Raw genomic sequence first — 16,975 nt, 5'->3', positions numbered from 1 at the left:
ACAATCAATACTGCGAGACGTTGTCTGCCGATAGGGGTGAGGGGTGCGTTAGCGTGGGGCATGAAGACCTCCGGTTGAGGACGTGTGTGTGGTAACCCACATCCTGCCGGAGGTCTTCTTTAGTCTGCTACGCGTTCACAACGTCCCAAGGAACTACAGCTAGCGGGAGCGGGCCAGCGATCGGCCGCGTGCCCGGAGCGCCGGCCGGCGGCCGCCGAGGTCTGTGCCGCGCGGGCGGCGGCGCACGCCCTCGCGCCCGTTCGGTGCGGTAAAACCCCCGTTGGGGAGACGTTTAGGCAAGCCTTCACTTGCTTGCGGATCCCTCTGATCGGCGTATCGTTGAGATTGCACCGAGCGGAGATGTGCTCCCCGGCAGACAAGATGGAGGTTCAGCATGACTACTCTTGAACAGCAGCCGATCGCAGCGCAGGGCGAGTTCGGTCGACTCTCCGGAGTCGCACAGTACCTGACGCCGGTGCTGCACGATCTGATCGCCCTCGCGGTGAACGGCAAGCAGGCGCACTGGCACGTGCGCGGCAGCAATTTCATGGGCGTGCACGAGTTTCTCGACGAGGTGGTCGCGCACGCGCAGGACGCGGCCGACACGGCTGCCGAGCGCATGGTAGCCCTGGGGCTGCCCGTCGACGGCCGCATCGGCACGGTGGCGGCCCAGACCACCACGCCCGAGATGACGGTCGGCTTCCAGCAGTCCGACGTGACGGTGCGCGAGGTCGTGGCGCAGCTCGACGCGACGCTCGAGACCATCTACGCGGCGGTCAAGGGCCTCGACGACATCGATCCCGTGAGTCAGGATCTCGCGATCGCCTTCGCGCAGCAGCTCGACACGGATCGCTGGTTCCTCTTCTCGCACTACGCCGACTGAGCCGGTCGAGCCGATCCGGCTCTCCCGCCAGTCGACCGAAGGGCCGCGCCTCTCATCCCGAGGGGCGCGGCCCTTCGCCGTTCCGCGCGCTCGCCGATCACGTCTGATGAACTGTGCTATGTTTTTCGAGTAAGGCACGCCTTACCAACATCGCATGTATCACTGAGTGAAGTTCGGAGGGCGAACCCCGCATGATCGCCACGCTGCTCATCGGGCTGCGAGAGGGCCTCGAAGCCGCCCTCGTCGTCGGCGTACTCCTGGCCTACGTCAACAAGATCGGTCGACGCGACGCGGCCGCCAAGATCTGGCTGGGCGTCGGCGCAGCGATCCTGCTCTCCCTCATCACCGGCGCAGTGCTCACCTACGGCGCCTACGGCCTCTCCTTCACCGCGCAGGAGGCCATCGGCGGCCTCCTCTCGCTCGTCGCCGTGGCCATGGTCACCTGGATGGTCTTCTGGATGCTGAAGATGTCGCGCGGCATCGGCGGCGAGCTGCGCTCCCAGATCGACCGTGCCCTGCTCGGCAACGGGTGGGGCGTCGCCGCGGTGGGCTTCGTCTCGGTGGCCCGCGAGGGCATCGAGACCGCCCTCTTCATCTGGGCCACCACGCGCGCGAGCGACACGACGCCGCTGCTCGGCTTCGCCGCCGCGGTCTCGGGCATCCTGCTGGCCTCGGTGCTCGGGTGGCTGCTGTACCGCGGCATGCTCAGGATCAACCTCACCGTGTTCTTCCGCTGGTCGGGCGTGCTGCTCATCGTCTTCGCGGCGGGCGTGCTGGCCTACGCGATCCACGACCTGCAGGAGGCCGGCTTCCTGCCGGGCCCCTTCGCCGCCGTGCCTCCGGGCGCCGGCGCCTTCGCCGCCGCCTGGTTCGGGGACGCCGCCTGGGCGTTCCGCGTGCCCCACATCATCGCCCCCGACGGCGTGCTCGGCGTACTGCTCAAGGGCACCGTGGGCTTCTCGCCCGAGATGACCCGATTCGAGGTCATCGCCTGGGCGCTCTACCTCGTCATCACCCTTCCGCTGTTCCTGGTCGCCTCGTACCGCGGAGCACGCGCAACCAGAAAGGAAACCCCGTGTCCACCATCAGCCCTCGCCGCGGCCTCGTCGCGCTAGGCGCCATCGGCGCCGCGACCCTCACCCTCACCGCCTGCGTGCCGAACGCCGGCACCGGCGCGAACGCCCAGTCCATCGCCGTCACCGCCAGCGACACCGCCTGCGACGTCGAGGCGGCCGAGGCTCAGAGCGGCACCATCACCTTCACCGTGAAGAACGACGGCAGCAAGGTGAACGAGTTCTACGTGCTCGGCAGCAACGAGCTCACGATCATCGGCGAGGTCGAGAACATCGCCCCGGGATCGAGCCGCGACCTCACCGTGCAGGTCGGCCCCGGCGACTACTTCACGAGCTGCAAGCCCGGCATGATCGGCACCGGCGTGGGCCAGGCCGCGTTCGCGGTCACCGGCGACGCCGTGGAGACGACGCCCGAGGAGGACGCGGTCGTGGCCCAGTACGTCGGATACGTCAAGACGCAGACCGAGGAGCTCGTGCCGCAGGTCGAGGCGTTCGTGGCGGCCTACCAGGCCGGAGACGACGAGACCGCCCGTCAGCTCTTCCCGATCGCACGCATCAACTACGAGCGCATCGAGCCGACCGCCGAGCAGTTCGGCGACCTCGACCCCAAGATCGACTACCGCAAGCCCGGCGCGATCGAGGAGGGGCTGCCCTTCACCGGCTTCCACCGCATCGAGCAGGATCTGTGGCTCGACGAGGCGATCGCGAACTACTCGACGCCCGAGAAGGATCACTACCCGAAGGACGACCTGAAGCCGCTCACCCCCGAGGAGCGCAAGGAGATCGGCGATCAGCTGGTCGCCGACGTGAACGAGCTGAAGGACGAGGTCGCGAGCCCCGACTTCACGCTCACGCTCGCAGACATCACCGAGGGCGCGAAGGGCCTGCTCGACGAGGTGGCCGCGCCCGACGGCAAGCTGCCCGGCGAGGAGAACGAGTTCGCGCACACCGACCTCTACGACTTCACCGCGAACGTCGAGGGCGCCCAGGTGGCCTTCGACACCGTGCGCGGGCTGCTCGAGGCGAACGGTGGAGAGGATCTCGCGAAGCAGCTCGACGAGCGCTTCGCCGACATGTTCGCGCTGCTCGAGACCTACGGCTCGTACGACGAGGGCTTCGTGTTCTACGACACGGTCGATCAGCAGCAGCGCAACGAGCTCGCCGCGAAGCTGACCGCCCTCAGCGAGCCGATGTCGAAGCTCACCGCAGGCGTCGTGCAGGGCTGATGATGGCGGTCGAGCAGTCCGCGGAGAACGAGAAGGAGGCCGGCGAGGTCGATCCGGAGCTCCTCCGTCCGTCGCGTCGCGGTCTCTTCGGGCTGCTCGGCGCCGGCGCGGCCGGTCTCGCGCTCGGGGGAGGCGGGGGCGCGGCCCTCGCCTCCCACCTGGCGGGCGGGTCGGAGGCGCCGGATTCGGGATCCGTGCCCTTCCACGGAGCGCACCAGGCGGGCATCGTCACACCCGCGCAGGACCGGCTGCACTTCGCCGCGTTCGACATGGTGTCGGGCAGCGGCCGCGAAGAGCTGATCGCGCTGCTGCGCGACTGGACGTCCGCCGCCGAACGCCTCGTGCGCGGGCAGGAGGTCGGCACGGGGATCGAACCCGGCAACGCCCTGCTGCCTCCCGACGACACCGGCGAGGCCACAGGCCTCGGCGCCGGGCACCTGACACTGACCTTCGGGCTCGGCAGGCGCCTCTTCACGGGGCGAGAGGGGGCCTCGGATCCCGACGATCCGTTCGGCCTCCGGTCGCGCCTGCCCCGGGCCTTCGAACCGCTGCCCTCGTTCGCGTTCGATCTGCTCGACGCGACGCAGAGCGGGGGTGACCTGTGCGTCCAGGCCTGCGCCGACGATCCCCAGATCGCGGTGCACGCGATCCGAAACCTCGCCCGCATCGCGGTCGGCCGCGCCCACCTCTCGTGGAGCCAGCTCGGCTTCGGGCGCACCGCCTCGACCTCGCGCAGGCAGGACACGCCCCGCAACCTCTTCGGATTCAAGGACGGCACCGCGAACGTGATGGCCGAGGACACCGCCTCGCTCGAGCAGCACATCTGGGCCGGCGCCGAGGCTCCCGAGTGGATGCGCGGCGGCAACTACCTCGTGGCGCGCAAGATACAGATGACCATCGAGAGCTGGGACCGCGCCTCCCTCGACGAGCAGGAGCGCATCATCGGCCGCACGAAGCGGGAGGGCGGCCCGCTGAGCGGCGGGGCGGAGTTCGACCAGCCCGACTTCGAAGCGGCAGTGCCGGCCGGCGACACCGAGGAGCCCATGATCGACGTGGCCGCCCACGTGCGCCTCGCCCACCCCGACCACAACGGGGGCGCCCGCATGCTGCGACGCGGGTACAACTACGTCGACGGTTCGAACGGGCTCGGCCAGCTCGGCGCGGGGCTCTTCTTCATCTCGTTCCAGCGGGATCCCGAGACCTTCGTGCGCGTGCAGCGGTCGCTGAAGCCGGACCTGCTGAACGAGTACATCCGCCACATCGGCTCGGGGCTGTGGGCCGTGCCGGCGGGCGTGCAGCCGGGCGGGTTCATCGCGCAGGCGCTCTTCGAGTAGCGGCGCGGCTCAGGCCGCCGTCGTCGTCGCCGATGCGGGACGAGCCGCATCCGCCGAACGCGAGCCCGCGCTGCCCGTTCTCGCGGCAGCGTCGCGCACTGCGCCGTCGGCAGCCGCCGCCGCGGGCCTCGAGTCGAGGTACTCCTCGACGAAGCGGCCCAGCACCATGTGGGAGGCGCGCACGTCGGCCCGCTCGACTCGCTCGATGATGGCGTCGACCTCGGTCGGGTGGAAGTATCCGTGATCGGCGTACGCCCGCACCCGCGACGTGAACGACGCCGTGTCGAGCTCGGGATGGAACTGGGTCGCGTACACGTTGCGCCCCACGCGGAAGGCCTGCACGGGACAGGTGGGGGAGCTCGCGAGCACCGTGATGCTCGGCGGCGCCTCGGAGACGGCCTCCTTGTGCCCGACGAACGCGTCGAACTCGCCCGGCAGCTGATAGAACAGCGGGTCGAGGACGCCGGCCGACGTGAGGCTGATCCGCACCGCCTGCGAGGTCTCGCCGTAGGTGCGGTCGACCCGCGCCCCCTGGTGCGCCCCGATCGTGCCGATGCCGTAGCAGACGCCGAGGAAGGGGAAGTCGGCTCGCACGACCTCATCGAGCAGCTGGGCGAGCTCGCGCTCGACGCGCAGTTCGGTCTGCGACTTGCGCTCGACGGGCTCGCTCACCGTGAACGGGCTGCCGGCCAGGATGATGCCCGAATAGCACCCGAAGTCGATCGGCCCGAGCGGTGCGCGGTCGATGCGTCGCCACGCGAGCTCCTCGGGCAGCAGCCCCGTCAGTCGACAGTACGCCGCATGCTCATCGGCCGCGACGTCGTCTTCGCCCCGGGTCGTGATGAGCAGGAACGGTTTCATGGGTACTACCGTAGCGCGTGAGGCGGGCCGCACCGCACGCATCTCGAACTGTTACGACGCGCAGGATCGCGCGGTGCCGGGCGCCGCCTCAGACGGAGCGAATAGCGACGACGGCGTTATGCCCCGGCCAGCCGCTCTTGATCAGAGCGGAGCTCTGATCGCGGCGATGCCGCACCGGCCCACCGGCCGGTGAAGGGGCAAGCAGAATCAGCTCAGTCGACGGAGCGAATAGCGACGACGGCGTTATGCCCCCCGAATCCGAACGAGTTCGAGATGGCGAGCTGCGGGCCCTCGCCGAGCGGCTGCGGCTCGGAGGAGACGTTGACGGGGATCTCGGGATCCTGCTCGATGAGGTTGATCGTGGGCGGTGCGATGCGGTTCTGCACGGCGAGCACGCTGAAGAGGGCCTCGAGGGCGCCCGTGCCGCCGAGCAGGTGGCCCGTGGCGGCCTTCGTGGCCGAGATCGGGATCTCGTCGGCGCGGTCGCCGAAGATCGCCTTCAGCGCCGTGTACTCGTTGATGTCGCCCACGGGCGTCGAGGTGGCGTGGGCGTTGATGTGGGTGACCTCGTCGGCGGTGGCTCCGGCCTGCTCGAGGGCCGTCTGCATGGCGCGGATGGCGCCGCGACCCTCGGGATCGTTTGCGGTGATGTGGTACGAGTCGGCGGTGACCGCTCCCCCCGCGATCTCGGCGTAGATCTTCGCGCCGCGGGCGAGCGCGTGCTCCTCGGTCTCGAGCACGAGCGCGGCGGCGCCCTCGCCCATCACGAAGCCGTCGCGGTCGACGTTGTAGGGCCGCGACGCGGTCGCGGGGTCGTCATTGCGGCGAGAGAGCGCCTGCATGGAGGCGAACGACGCGACGGTGATGGGGTGGATCGCAGCCTCGGATCCGCCGGCGATCACGACGTCCGCGAACCCCGCCTGCAGGTGCTCGTAGGCGTTGACGATCGACTCGGTGCTCGAGGCGCAGGCGGAGGCCACCGTGCGCGCATAGGCGCGGGCCTCGAAGTGCATGGACACCGCGGCCGAGGGGGCGTTCGGCATGAGCATGGGCACGGTGAGGGGCATGACGCGGCGCGGACCCTTCTCGCGCAGCGTGTCCCAGGCGTCGAGCAGCGACCAGACGCCGCCGATGCCCGTGGCCCAGTCGACGCCGAGGCGTTCCGCGGCGACCTCGGGGCTGCCTGCGTCGGCGAAGGCCTCCTTGGCGGCGACAAGCGCGAACTGGCTCGACGGGTCGAGCCGCTTGGCGATGGGGCGTTCCAGCACCTCGGTGGGCTTGACCCGAGCCTGGCCCGCGAAGGTGACGGGCAGCTGATACTCGGCGACCCAGTCGTACTCGAGGGTGCGCACGCCCGACTCGCCGGCGAGGAGCGACTCCCAGCTCTCAGGGGCCGTGCCGCCGATGGGGGAGGAGGCGCCGATACCGGTGACGACGATCTTCTTGCTCATGCTTGCGTGCTCCGCGATCTGGTGTGGAACGAACGTTGGGGTGGTGAGGAGGGCGGGGTCGGGCCGCGGCCCGACCCCGTTCCGAGAACCTTAGGCCTGGGCCTTGTTGATGAAGTCGACGGCGTCGCCGACGGTCTTGAGGTTCTTGACCTCCTCGTCGGGGATCTTCACGTCGAACTTCTCCTCGGCGTTGACCACGATGGTCATCATCGAGATCGAGTCGATGTCGAGATCGTCGGTGAACGACTTGTCGAGGGCGACGACGTCGGCCGCAATCCCCGTCTCGTCGTTGATGATCTCGGCAAGACCTGCGAGAACCTCTTCGTTGCTGAATGCCATGGTGTGTTTCTCCTTGATATGGGTGGGGGTTGTAGAAGTGTACGTGCGGTTGGCGCGGGCGCGGAGCCGACGCGCTCTCGGGCTACGGGATCTCGACGACCTGCGCGCCGTAGACGAGGCCCGCGCCGAAGCCGATGGTGAGCGCGAGGCCGCCCGAGAGCTCGGGGTGCTGCTCGCGCAGCGCGTGCATGGCGAGCGGGATCGACGCGGCCGAGGTATTGCCCTGCATCTCGATGTCGCGGGCGATCACCACCGACTCGGGGAGCTTGAGCTGCTTCGCGAACTCGTCGATGATGCGCATGTTGGCCTGGTGGGGGATGAAGGCGGCGAGATCGCCGGGCTCGATGCCGGAGGCCTTGAGGGTCTGCTGCGCGACCTTCTTCATCTCCCAGACGGCCCAGCGGAACACGGTCTGGCCGTCCTGGCGCAGTGTGGGCCAGGCCACCTCGCCCGGGTTGCTGCGGTACTCCTCGAAGGTCGAGGTCATTCGGATCGTGTCCCACTTCTCGCCGTCGGACCCCCAGACCGTGGGCCCGATGCCGGCGTGGTCGCTGGCGCCGACGACCACCGCCCCGGCGCCGTCGCCGAGCAGGAACGAGATGCTGCGGTCGGTCGGGTCGACGATGTCCGAGAGCTTCTCGGCGCCGATCACGAGCACGTTCTTGCAGAGGCCTGAGCGCACGAGCGCATCACCCTGGGCGACGCCGTACACGTAGCCGGCGCACGCGGCCGAGATGTCGAAGGCCGCCGCGGGCGTGAGGCCGAGGCGGTGCGCGGCGAGCGCCGCCATCGAGGGGGTGATCGCCACGTTCGAGATGGTGGAGATGATCACACCGTCGATCTCGGAGCGCTCGAGCCCCGACTTCACGATCGCCTCCTCGCCCGCCGCGACCGCGAGGTCGACGGCGCCGAGGTGCGCGCTCGCGCGGCGGCGCTGCACGATCCCGGTGCGCTGGCGGATCCACTCATCGGAGGAGTCGATCGGGCCGACCAGATCGTCGTTGGGCACGTCGAGGTCGCCGCGAGCCGCGCCGATGGAGAGGATCCGGGTGTGCGCGGGGCCCGTGGCCTGCACGAGTGATGCCATGTGCGTGAGTCCTTTCGGTCAGACTGTCAGGCTGCTGACGCGGCCTCGGAGATGAGGGCCACGGCGGCGTCGAGGTCCGCGGGCGTCTTGACGGCGACGGCCGGCACGCCCTTGAGCGCGCGCTTCGCGATGCCGGTGAGCGCACCGGCGGGGGCGAGCTCGACGAGACCCGAGATGCCGGCCTGCTGGAAGCCCTCCATGCAGGCGTCCCAGCGCACGGGGCTCGCGATCTGCGAGACGAGCAGATCCACGAAGCGATCGCCGTCGTCGACGAGGGAACCGTCGGCATTGGTCCACAGCGGGTGCGTCGGCGTCGACGCGGCCACGCCCTCAGCCGCCTCCCGCAGAGTCGGGATGGCGCTGGACATGAAGTCGGTGTGGAAGGCGCCGGCCACCTGCAGTGCGATCACGCGCGCGCCGCGGGGGGCGTCTGCCGCGAGGGCCGAGAGCGCGTCGAGGGCACCCGCCGCGACGATCTGCCCGCCGCCGTTGCGGTTGGCCGGGGTGAGCCCGTGCTCCTCGATCTTCGCGAGCACGTCGGTCTCGACCCCGCCCACGACGGCCGCCATGCCCGTGCGAGCCCGAGTGGCCGCCTCGGCCATCGCGCGGCCGCGCACGCCGACGAGCCGCAGCGCGTCATCTTCGGAGAGCACCCCCGCGGCGGCGGCGGCGGCGAACTCGCCGACCGAGTGCCCGGCGATGCCGGCGTCGGCGACCGCGGTGCGCGCTGCGAGTTCGCGCCACGCGAGCAGGCTCGCGGCCACGATCAGCGGTTGCGCGATCGCGGTGTCGCGGATCGTGTCGGCATCGCTCACGGTGCCGTGCTCGATGAGGTCGACGCCCGCGCGGTCGGAGGCGGTGCCGAGGAACTCGCGGCTGCCCGGCAGCTCGAGCCACTCGTTCAGAAATCCGGGGGTCTGTGAGCCCTGTCCAGGGCAGGCGATGACAATCACGTCTTCCAGTTTCTCAGATCAACGGCCGTGATCCTGCATATTGCGAACGATAAATCTTGAAATTGATTGTGCGAACCCATCATTTTCGGGGCGACGCGGTGCGCCGGATTGCGCGAGCGCCGCCCCATCACCCCGGGCGGCCGTTGGGGCGATCGGGCGGCTTCGCCGACGGCGCTGCGCGCACAAGCGCGGGCCCCGCTCCGGCCTGTGGGCCGTCGCGGCTACTTTCCAGACGGCGCTGCGCGCACAAGCGCGGGCTCCGCTCCGGCCTGTGGGCCGTCGCGGCTACTTTCCAGACGGCGCTGCGCGCCGTCCATGGCGCGCGATCGAGCCCGCGATGAGCGCCGACTGCAGGATCAGGGCCTCTCGCGCGCCCGTCGCATTCCAGCCGATCACCTCGGAGACCTTCTTCAATCGGTAGCGCACGGTGTTCGGGTGCACGAACAGCTCACGCGCGGTCGCCTCGAGCGAGCGGCCGTTGTCGAGGTAGCACCACAGCGTTTCGAGCAGCTCGCCCGAGTGCGCCGCAAGCGGCTCGTAGATCTGCTCGATGAGGGTGCGCCGGGCGAGCCCGTCGCCCGCGAGCGCACGCTCCGGCAGCAGATCGTCGGCCGCCACAGGGCGCGGTGCGTTGCGCCAGGAGCGCGCCACGGCGACGCCCGCGAGCGCCGCGCGGGCGCTGCGGGAGGCGTCGACGAGGTTCTCGACGGTGGGGCCGAGCACCAGCGGGCCGTCCGAGAAACCGTCGGCCAGCTTCCCGGCGATCTCGAGGAAGCTGAGCGGCGGATCGGCGGGAGCCGCAGCGTGCTGCTGCGCATCGAGCCTGCCCAGCACGAGCACGAGGCGGGTGCCCTGCAGACCGATCAGCGCGTCGGCGCCCGCGTGCCTCGCCGACCGGCGCAGCTGATCCACGTCGACGACGCGCTCGGCGGTGCCCACGAGCACCGCGGCCTCGCCGTCGCCGTGCCAGCCGAGGGCCGCGATGCGGCTCGGCAGCTCGTCGTCGCTCTCACCGGTGAGGATCGAGTCGACGACCAGTGCCTCGAGGCGCGCATCCCACAGGCCGCGCGCCTCGGCCGCCCTGGCGTACACATCGGCTGCCGCGAAGGCGACGTCGCGCGAGTAGTGCAGCACCGCCTCCCGCAGCGCCTCGCTGCGCGGGGCGACGCGCTCCTCGACCACCGACACCACCACGCGGATCAGCTGCAGGGTCTCCTGCAGGCTGATCGAGCGCAGGAGTTCGCGGGGCGCCGCCCCGAAGACGTCGGAGGCGATCCACGGCGTCGAGCTCGGATCCTCATACCACTGGATGAACGAGCTGATGCCGGTCTGCGCGACCAGCCCGACCGACGAGCGCCGGCTGGGCGGCATCTTGCCGTACCAGGGCAGCGTCTCGTCGAGCCGGGTGATGGTGCGCGTCGACAGCTCACCCGTGATCGTGCGCAGCCAGGCCAGCTCCTGCTCTTTCGTGCGATCCATGCGCGATCGCTCGATCAGGCCTCGCCGCCCGCGCCGCCGGTGGTGCCTGCGTTCACGTCGTTCAGACGGTACTGCTCGGCTGCGCGACGCGGCACGTCGGCGTCGATGCGGCCCTGCGCCGCGAGGCGCTGCAGCACCTTCACCACGACCGACTCGCGGTCGATGCCGAAGTAGCGGCGCGCGGCGGCGCGGGTGTCGGAGAAGCCGAAACCGTCGGCTCCGAGCACCGAGTAGTCGCCGGGGACGTAGGGGCGGATCTGCTCGGGCACCTGGCGCGACCAGTCGCTGACGGCCACGAAAGGGCCCTCGGCGTCGGCGAGCTTCTGCTGCAGGTAGGGCACGCGGGCGTCACCGTCGAGCGAGCGGAAGTTCTGCTCATCGGCCGCCGCGCCGTCGCGCTGCAGCTCGTTCCAGCTGGTGACGCTCCAGACATCGGCGGCCACGCCCCAGTCCTGGGCGAGCAGCTGCTGCGCCTCGATCGCCCACGGCACGGCCACGCCGGAGGCGAGGATCTGGGCGCGGTGACCGTCGCCGGCCGCCTCGCTGACGCGGTGAATGCCGCGCACGATGCCATCGATGTCGACGTTCTCGGGCTCGGCCGGGTGCACGAGGGGCTCGTTGTACACGGTGAGGTAGTACATGACGTTCGGATCCGGGTGCTCGCCGCCGTACATGCGCTCGATGCCGGCGCGCACGATGTGACCGATCTCGTAGCCGTAGGCCGGGTCGTACGCGACGACGGCCGGGTTGGTGGACGCGAGCGCGAGCGAGTGGCCGTCGGCGTGCTGCAGGCCCTCGCCGGTGAGCGTGGTACGGCCGGCGGTGGCGCCGATCACGAAGCCGCGCGCCATCTGGTCGCCGGCGGCCCAGAAGGCGTCACCGGTGCGCTGGAAGCCGAACATCGAGTAGAAGATGTAGACCGGGATCATCGGCTCGCCCTGCGTCGAGTACGAGGTGCCGACCGCCGTGAAGGCGGCGGTGGCGCCGGCCTCGTTGATGCCGACGTGCAGCAGCACACCCTCGGGGCTCTCCTTGTAGGCCAGCAGCAGCTCGCGGTCGACCGAGACGTAGTTCTGGCCGTGCGGGTTGTAGATCTTCGACGTGGGGAAGTAAGAGTCCATGCCGAAGGTGCGCGCCTCGTCGGGGATGATCGGCACGAAGCGGGGGCCGAAGCCCTTGTCGCGCATGAGGTCCTTGAGCATGCGCACGAACACCATCGTGGTCGCGGCCTCCTGCGTGCCGGAGCCCTTCGCCGCGATCGCGTAGCTCTTGGGCTCGGGCAGCACGACCTCGGTGTGGGTGGTGCGGCGGGCCGGCAGGTACCCGCCGAGCGCGCGACGGCGCTCGTGGATGTACTCGATCGCCTCGTCCTTCTCACCCGGGTGGTAGTAGGGCGGCAGGTAGGGGTCGGCCTCGAGCTGCGCGTCGGAGATCGGGATGTGCATCGTGTCGCGGAAGAGCTTGAGGTCTTCGAGCGTCATCTTCTTCATCTGGTGGGTCGCGTTGCGGCCCTCGAAGTGGGGGCCGAGGCCGTACCCCTTGATGGTCTTCGCGAGGATCACCGTGGGGCGGCCGTTGTGCTCCGTCGCGGCCTTGTAGGCGGCGAACACCTTGCGGTAGTCGTGGCCGCCGCGGCGCAGGCCCCAGATCTGGTCGTCGCTGTACTCCTCAACGAGCTTCAGCGCCCGCTCGTCCTTGCCGAAGAAGTGATCGCGCACGAAGGCGCCGTTCTCGGCCTTGTAGGTCTGGAAGTCGCCGTCGGGCGTCGTGTTCATGACGTTGAGCAGCGCGCCGTCGGTGTCGCGGTTCAGCAGGTCGTCCCACTCGCGGCCCCAGATGACCTTGATGACGTTCCAGCCGGCGCCGCGGAAGAAGCTCTCGAGCTCCTGGATGATCTTGCCGTTGCCGCGCACGGGGCCGTCGAGGCGCTGCAGGTTGCAGTTGATCACGAAGGTGAGGTTGTCGAGGCCCTCGTTCGCGGCGACCTGCAGCTGGCCGCGGCTCTCGACCTCGTCCATCTCGCCGTCGCCGAGGAAGGCCCACACGTGCTGGTCGGAGCAGTCCTTGATGCCGCGGTTGGTGAGGTACTTGTTGAACTGCGCCTGGTAGATGGCGTTGATCGGCCCGAGGCCCATCGACACCGTGGGGAACTGCCAGAAGTCGGGCAGCAGGCGCGGGTGCGGGTAGCTGGGCAGACCGCCGCCGAGGTGCGACTTCTCCTGACGGAAGCCGTCGAGCTGGTCGGCGCTCAGGCGGCCCTCGAGGAAGGCGCGGGCGTACATGCCGGGGGAGGCGTGGCCCTGCACGAAGATCTGGTCGCCGCCGCCGGGGTGATCCTGGCCGCGGAAGAAGTGGTTGAAGCCCACCTCGTAGAGCGACGCGGCGGAGGCGTATGTGGAGATGTGGCCGCCGACTCCGATGCCTGGGCGCTGGGCGCGGTGCACGGTCATCGCGGCGTTCCAGCGGATCCACGAGCGGTAGCGGCGCTCGAGCTCCTCGTTGCCGGGGAAATCGGGCTCGTCGGTGGAGGCGATGGTGTTGACGTAGTCGGTGGTGGGCACCTGGGGAACGTTGAGGTGCAGTTGACGCGAGCGGTCGAGCAGGCTCGTCATGATCTCGCGACCGCGACCGGCGCCTCGCTCCTCGACCACGGCGTCGAGCGATTCGCGCCACTCGGCGGTCTCCTGCGGATCCATGTCGTCACGATCTGGCGCGTAGGGATCCTGCGTGTTCACAGCCAAGGTTGTGCTCCAATCACCACTCGGCAGGCCGCGCGGCGAGGCGGGTTGGTGCGGTCGTTCGCGGCATGCTCGATCATTCCCGCTGGTCCGCGGGGTGGCTCCAGACTATCGAAGTTCCACGAAGAAACGCGCACATCCCTTGTCGAGGGTGTCACAGCCGCACAATATTCGGGGGCGATTGGGAGCCCGGCTCCCTCGGCCATGGAGAGGCGAGTCGATAGTGTGGAGGCGTCCGCATCATCGATGGCGCGCCAAGCGCCGGTAAGGAGGCACCATGGTGCTCGAGGTCGGCGCGCAGGCGCCCGATTTCACGCTCTCGGATCAGCACGGCGAGGAGCTGACGCTCTCGGAGATGGTGGCCGACGGCCCCGTCGCGCTCGTGTTCTTCCCCTTCGCGTTCTCCGGCATCTGCACGGGCGAGCTGTGCGAGCTGCGCGACAACCTGTCGATCTTCGACGACAACAAGGTGCGCCTCGTCGGCATCTCGATCGACTCGGTCTACGCGCTGAAGGCCTGGGCCGAGCAGGAGGGCTACGAGTTCTCGATCCTCTCCGACTTCTGGCCGCACGGCGCGGTGGCGCAGCAGTACGGCGTCTTCGTCGAGGAAGCGGGCATCGCCACCCGCGCGACGCTCGTGATCGGCGAGGATCGCCGCGTGCTCGCGTCCTTCGAGACCGCGCCCGGCGAGGCCCGCGATTTCGCGGCCTATCGCGAGGCCCTCGAAGCGATCGCCTAGGCGACCGTCGCGATTCGCGACCGCGCGGCGGCGTCCCCTATGCTGGGGAGGCCCGCCTCGCGGGCGCGCGCCTGTAGCTCAGTTGGTTAGAGCATCTCGTTTACACCGAGAGGGTCGGGGGTTCGAGTCCCTCCGGGCGCACTCACTCGCTTCGCTCCTTCACACTCCCGTCGGGCTCATCCATGAACCCTGAACGCGGCTCGCAGGCTCACCGCGCGCCATCGCCGCGCAACGCTGGCGCGTTGCCCTGAGCGGCTGGGCGGGTTCGAGTCCCTCCGGGCGCACCGTCAGCCGCAGCGACCCGTCACCACCGCTCTCGGCGTCGCGCCCGCCTACGCGGGCAGGGCGGCCTCGATCGCCGCGATCACCTCGGGATCGTCGGGCTCGACCGCCGGCCGGAACCGGTGCACCGTCGCGTCGGGGGCGACGAGGAACTTCTCGAAGTTCCACTTGACCCGGCCGCCCTTGCCCTCCGCGTCGGGCACCTCGTGCAGCAGCGCGTAGAGGGGGTGCTTGCGGCGGCCGTTCACGCGCACCTTCTCCATGAGCGGGAAGGTGACGCCGTAGCTCGTCGAGCAGAACGTCTTGATGTCGTCGGCGCTGCCCGGCTCCTGCCCGAGGAACTGATTGCAGGGGAAGCCCAGCACCGTGAGCCCCCGGTCCGCGTAGCGCCGCTGCAGTTCCTCCAGCTTGGCGTACTGCGGGGTGAGCCCGCAGCGCGACGCGACGTTGACGATCAGCACCGCGCGATCCGCGTACTCCGCGAGCGAGGTCCGCTCGCCGTCGATCGTCGTCAGCGGTACCTCGCGCAACCCGTCCATGCGGGTCAGCCTACGCCGGCCCGCCGCGCGCCGCCAGGCCTCCTGGCTCGCGAGCGCCGCGGTCGTCTCTCGGCAGCGGTCGAGGAATGATTCCGGATCGCGCGGTGTTGAGAAGCGCGTCGACGAACTGGGCAGCACGGCGCGGCCCGACGAGAAGAGGGAGAGTCAATCGCATGACCACCGATCCGCAGACCGAGCACATCGGAGCCGAGGCGCTGAAGCGCGCGTTCAGGGAGCACCCCACCGGGGTGGCGCTCATCACGGCGCAGACGCCCGAGGGCCCGGTGGGCCTCACGGCGTCGAGCGTCGCCTCGGTCGGGATCGATCCCGCAGCCCTCTCGTTCTCGGTCACGCGGGCCACCGGCAGCGCCGGCGGCATCCTCGGCGCCGAGACCTACCTCGTGCACCTGCTCGACGCGAGGCACGCCGAGATCGCGGCGGCCTTCGCCGTCTCGGGATCCGAGCGCTTCACGCCCGAGCAGGGCTGGTCGATGCTTCCCACCGGCGAGCCGCACCTGCCCCACACGCGCGTCGCGCTGCGGTGCCGCACCCTGCACTCGCTCGGAGTGGGCGCCTCGGTGATCGTGGTCGCCGAAGTGCTCGACGCGGTGTTCGGCGAGCCAGCCGACCCCATGGTCTACCTCGACCGGGCGTTCCGCACGCTCGCACCGGTGGTGTAGCGGCGCTACTCCACGACCGAGATGCCCACCGTGTTGAGGCCACGGGCCTTGTCGCGGCGCTCGACGGTGTTGCTCACCGCCACCAGCCCCAGGCCGACCACCGCGAGCGCCGCTCCCACCCACCCCGGGGCGAGGTAGCCGAACCCGCCGGCGATCACGATGCCGCCCAGCCAGGCGCCGAGGCTGTTGCCGATGTTGAACGCGGCGTGGTTCACGGCGGCGCCGAGCAGCGCCGCCTCGTCGGAGATGCGGATGAGCCTCGACTGGATCGAGGGGATGAGCATCGATGAGGTGACGCCCAGCATGAAGCCGCACGCGAAGAGGCCGACGGGATGCCAGGCCAACTGCGTGTACAGCACGAGCACGATGATGAAGCCGATGAAGCCCCACGTGACCGTGCGCCGGGGGTCGCGGTCCGTCGCCCAGCCGCCGATGAGGTTGCCGATCGTCATGCCGACGCCGAGGCAGGCCAGCACCCACGGCACCATCGCCGGCGACAGCCCCGTCTCACGGGTGGTGACCTCGGCGATGTAGGAGTACACCGCGAAGAATCCGCCGAAGCCGACCGAACCGACGGCGATCATCACCCAGATGCGCGGGTTGCGCAGCGCCGAGAGCTCGCGCAACGGGCTGCGCTCGGGGTTGCCGGGGTACCTGGGGAGCGCGAGCATCGAGAGCAGCAGCGTCGTGGCGAAGATCACGGCGACCAGCACATAGGCCGAACGCCAGCCGAGCAGCTGGCCCATCCAGGTCGCGAGCGGCACGCCCACCACGTTGGCGATGGTGAGCCCCGAGAGCGCGAGGGCGATCCCGCGCCCGCGCTTGCCCGGCCCCATGATGCGGGCCGCGAGCAGCGACGCGACCCCGAAGTAGGCGCCGTGCGGCAGCGCCGCGACGAACCGGAAGAGGGCGAGCGAGCCGAACGTCGGCATGCACGCCGATGCGACCGTGCCGACGATGAAGAGGCCGAGCAGCCAGAACGCGAGTCGCGTCTGGGACATGCGCGCTGCGAGCACCGCGAAGGTCGGCGCCCCGACCACCACTCCGAGCGCGTAGACGGTGATGAGCACACCCGCCTGCGCGATCACGCGGTCGGGCGCCTGCTCGAAGCCGGGGATCAGCTCGCCCGCGATGTCGGGCAGCAGGCCCATCGTCGCGAACTCGGTCACGCCGATGCCGAAGCCGCCGAAGGCGAGGGCGAACAGCGCGACGCCGCGGCGCAGCGGGGAGAGAGAGGGCTCGGTCATGGGCGACCTTTCGGGTGGCGGGCGGGCGCCCGGGTTCACCCGCGCGCCGAGGACTGCGCGGCAC

Annotated in this window: 15 protein-coding genes and 1 tRNA gene; 7 read left to right on the top strand and 9 right to left on the bottom strand. The window is 70.1% G+C overall.

Translation table 11 applies throughout. The features are described 5' to 3' along the window. Window positions 1-394 precede the first annotated feature (394 nt). From H490_RS16935 to efeB, 4 genes are all read left to right on the top strand, one after another. On the top strand, window positions 395-883 hold the full coding sequence (locus tag H490_RS16935; protein ID WP_017882573.1) for a Dps family protein: 489 nt from the start codon (window positions 395-397) through the stop codon (window positions 881-883). Between the two features lie 191 nt (window positions 884-1,074). After that, window positions 1,075-1,998: an iron uptake transporter permease EfeU gene (efeU, locus tag H490_RS16930; protein WP_017882572.1), complete on the top strand. Its 924-nt coding sequence runs from the start codon at window positions 1,075-1,077 to the stop codon at window positions 1,996-1,998. Continuing rightward, a complete protein-coding gene (gene efeO / locus H490_RS16925; protein WP_017882571.1) occupies window positions 1,959-3,182 on the top strand; it encodes an iron uptake system protein EfeO in 1,224 nt (407 codons plus the stop codon). Before efeU ends, efeO begins: the two co-directional genes overlap by 40 nt. Beyond that, window positions 3,182-4,516 carry an iron uptake transporter deferrochelatase/peroxidase subunit gene (gene efeB / locus H490_RS16920; protein WP_017882570.1) on the top strand — a complete coding sequence of 445 codons (1,335 nt, stop codon included), beginning with the start codon at window positions 3,182-3,184 and terminating at the stop codon, window positions 4,514-4,516. Before efeO ends, efeB begins: the two co-directional genes overlap by 1 nt. Window positions 4,517-4,525: 9 nt before the next feature. On the opposite strand, the gene H490_RS16915 is transcribed toward efeB, so the two are convergent. The 7 genes from H490_RS16915 to aceE all read right to left on the bottom strand — a co-directional run bounded on the left by H490_RS16915 (window position 4,526) and on the right by aceE (window position 13,427). After that, window positions 4,526-5,377: a glutamine amidotransferase gene (locus tag H490_RS16915; protein WP_017882569.1), complete on the bottom strand. Its 852-nt coding sequence runs from the start codon at window positions 5,375-5,377 to the stop codon at window positions 4,526-4,528. 212 nt (window positions 5,378-5,589) lie between these two features. Next, the gene (locus H490_RS16910; RefSeq protein ID WP_017882568.1) at window positions 5,590-6,828 is read right to left on the bottom strand and encodes a beta-ketoacyl-[acyl-carrier-protein] synthase family protein; all 1,239 of its coding nucleotides are present in this window, start codon (window positions 6,826-6,828) and stop codon (window positions 5,590-5,592) included. 90 nt (window positions 6,829-6,918) lie between these two features. Continuing rightward, on the bottom strand, window positions 6,919-7,167 hold the full coding sequence (locus H490_RS16905) for an acyl carrier protein (protein ID WP_017882567.1): 249 nt from the start codon (window positions 7,165-7,167) through the stop codon (window positions 6,919-6,921). A gap of 82 nt (window positions 7,168-7,249) precedes the next feature. Next, complete coding sequence (locus H490_RS16900; protein ID WP_017882566.1) at window positions 7,250-8,254, bottom strand: beta-ketoacyl-ACP synthase III; 1,005 nt, start codon at window positions 8,252-8,254, stop codon at window positions 7,250-7,252. A 26-nt stretch (window positions 8,255-8,280) separates the two neighbouring features. Then, complete coding sequence (locus H490_RS16895; RefSeq protein ID WP_017882565.1) at window positions 8,281-9,207, bottom strand: ACP S-malonyltransferase; 927 nt, start codon at window positions 9,205-9,207, stop codon at window positions 8,281-8,283. A gap of 285 nt (window positions 9,208-9,492) precedes the next feature. Next, window positions 9,493-10,686 carry a PucR family transcriptional regulator gene (locus H490_RS16890; RefSeq protein ID WP_017882564.1) on the bottom strand — a complete coding sequence of 398 codons (1,194 nt, stop codon included), beginning with the start codon at window positions 10,684-10,686 and terminating at the stop codon, window positions 9,493-9,495. Between the two features lie 14 nt (window positions 10,687-10,700). Further along, window positions 10,701-13,427, bottom strand: a complete 2,727-nt coding sequence (aceE, locus tag H490_RS16885) for a pyruvate dehydrogenase (acetyl-transferring), homodimeric type (RefSeq protein ID WP_031289450.1) — start codon at window positions 13,425-13,427, stop codon at window positions 10,701-10,703. A gap of 274 nt (window positions 13,428-13,701) precedes the next feature. Between aceE and H490_RS16880 the strand changes: the two genes are divergently transcribed. Both H490_RS16880 and H490_RS16875 read left to right on the top strand, forming a co-directional pair. Next, window positions 13,702-14,163, top strand: a complete 462-nt coding sequence (locus H490_RS16880) for a peroxiredoxin (protein WP_017882562.1) — start codon at window positions 13,702-13,704, stop codon at window positions 14,161-14,163. 67 nt (window positions 14,164-14,230) lie between these two features. Continuing rightward, window positions 14,231-14,304, top strand: a tRNA-Val gene (locus tag H490_RS16875). 191 nt (window positions 14,305-14,495) lie between these two features. Here the strand turns inward: H490_RS16875 and H490_RS16870 are convergent. Beyond that, window positions 14,496-14,984 carry a glutathione peroxidase gene (locus H490_RS16870; protein WP_017882561.1) on the bottom strand — a complete coding sequence of 163 codons (489 nt, stop codon included), beginning with the start codon at window positions 14,982-14,984 and terminating at the stop codon, window positions 14,496-14,498. 173 nt (window positions 14,985-15,157) lie between these two features. On the opposite strand from H490_RS16870, the gene H490_RS16865 reads away from it, so the two are divergent. Then, window positions 15,158-15,664, top strand: coding sequence for a flavin reductase family protein (locus H490_RS16865; protein WP_017882560.1), 507 nt, complete (start codon window positions 15,158-15,160; stop codon window positions 15,662-15,664). 5 nt (window positions 15,665-15,669) lie between these two features. Here H490_RS16865 and H490_RS16860 read toward each other — a convergent pair whose 3' ends face one another. Then, window positions 15,670-16,911 (bottom strand): MFS transporter, encoded by a 1,242-nt coding sequence (locus H490_RS16860; RefSeq protein ID WP_017882559.1) that lies wholly within the window; start codon window positions 16,909-16,911, stop codon window positions 15,670-15,672. Between the last annotated feature and the right edge of the window lie 64 nt (window positions 16,912-16,975).

The sequence above is a fragment of the Leucobacter sp. UCD-THU genome (assembly GCF_000349545.1).
Classification (GTDB): domain Bacteria; phylum Actinomycetota; class Actinomycetes; order Actinomycetales; family Microbacteriaceae; genus Leucobacter; species Leucobacter muris.
This window is presented reverse-complemented; position numbering and strand designations above follow the sequence as displayed.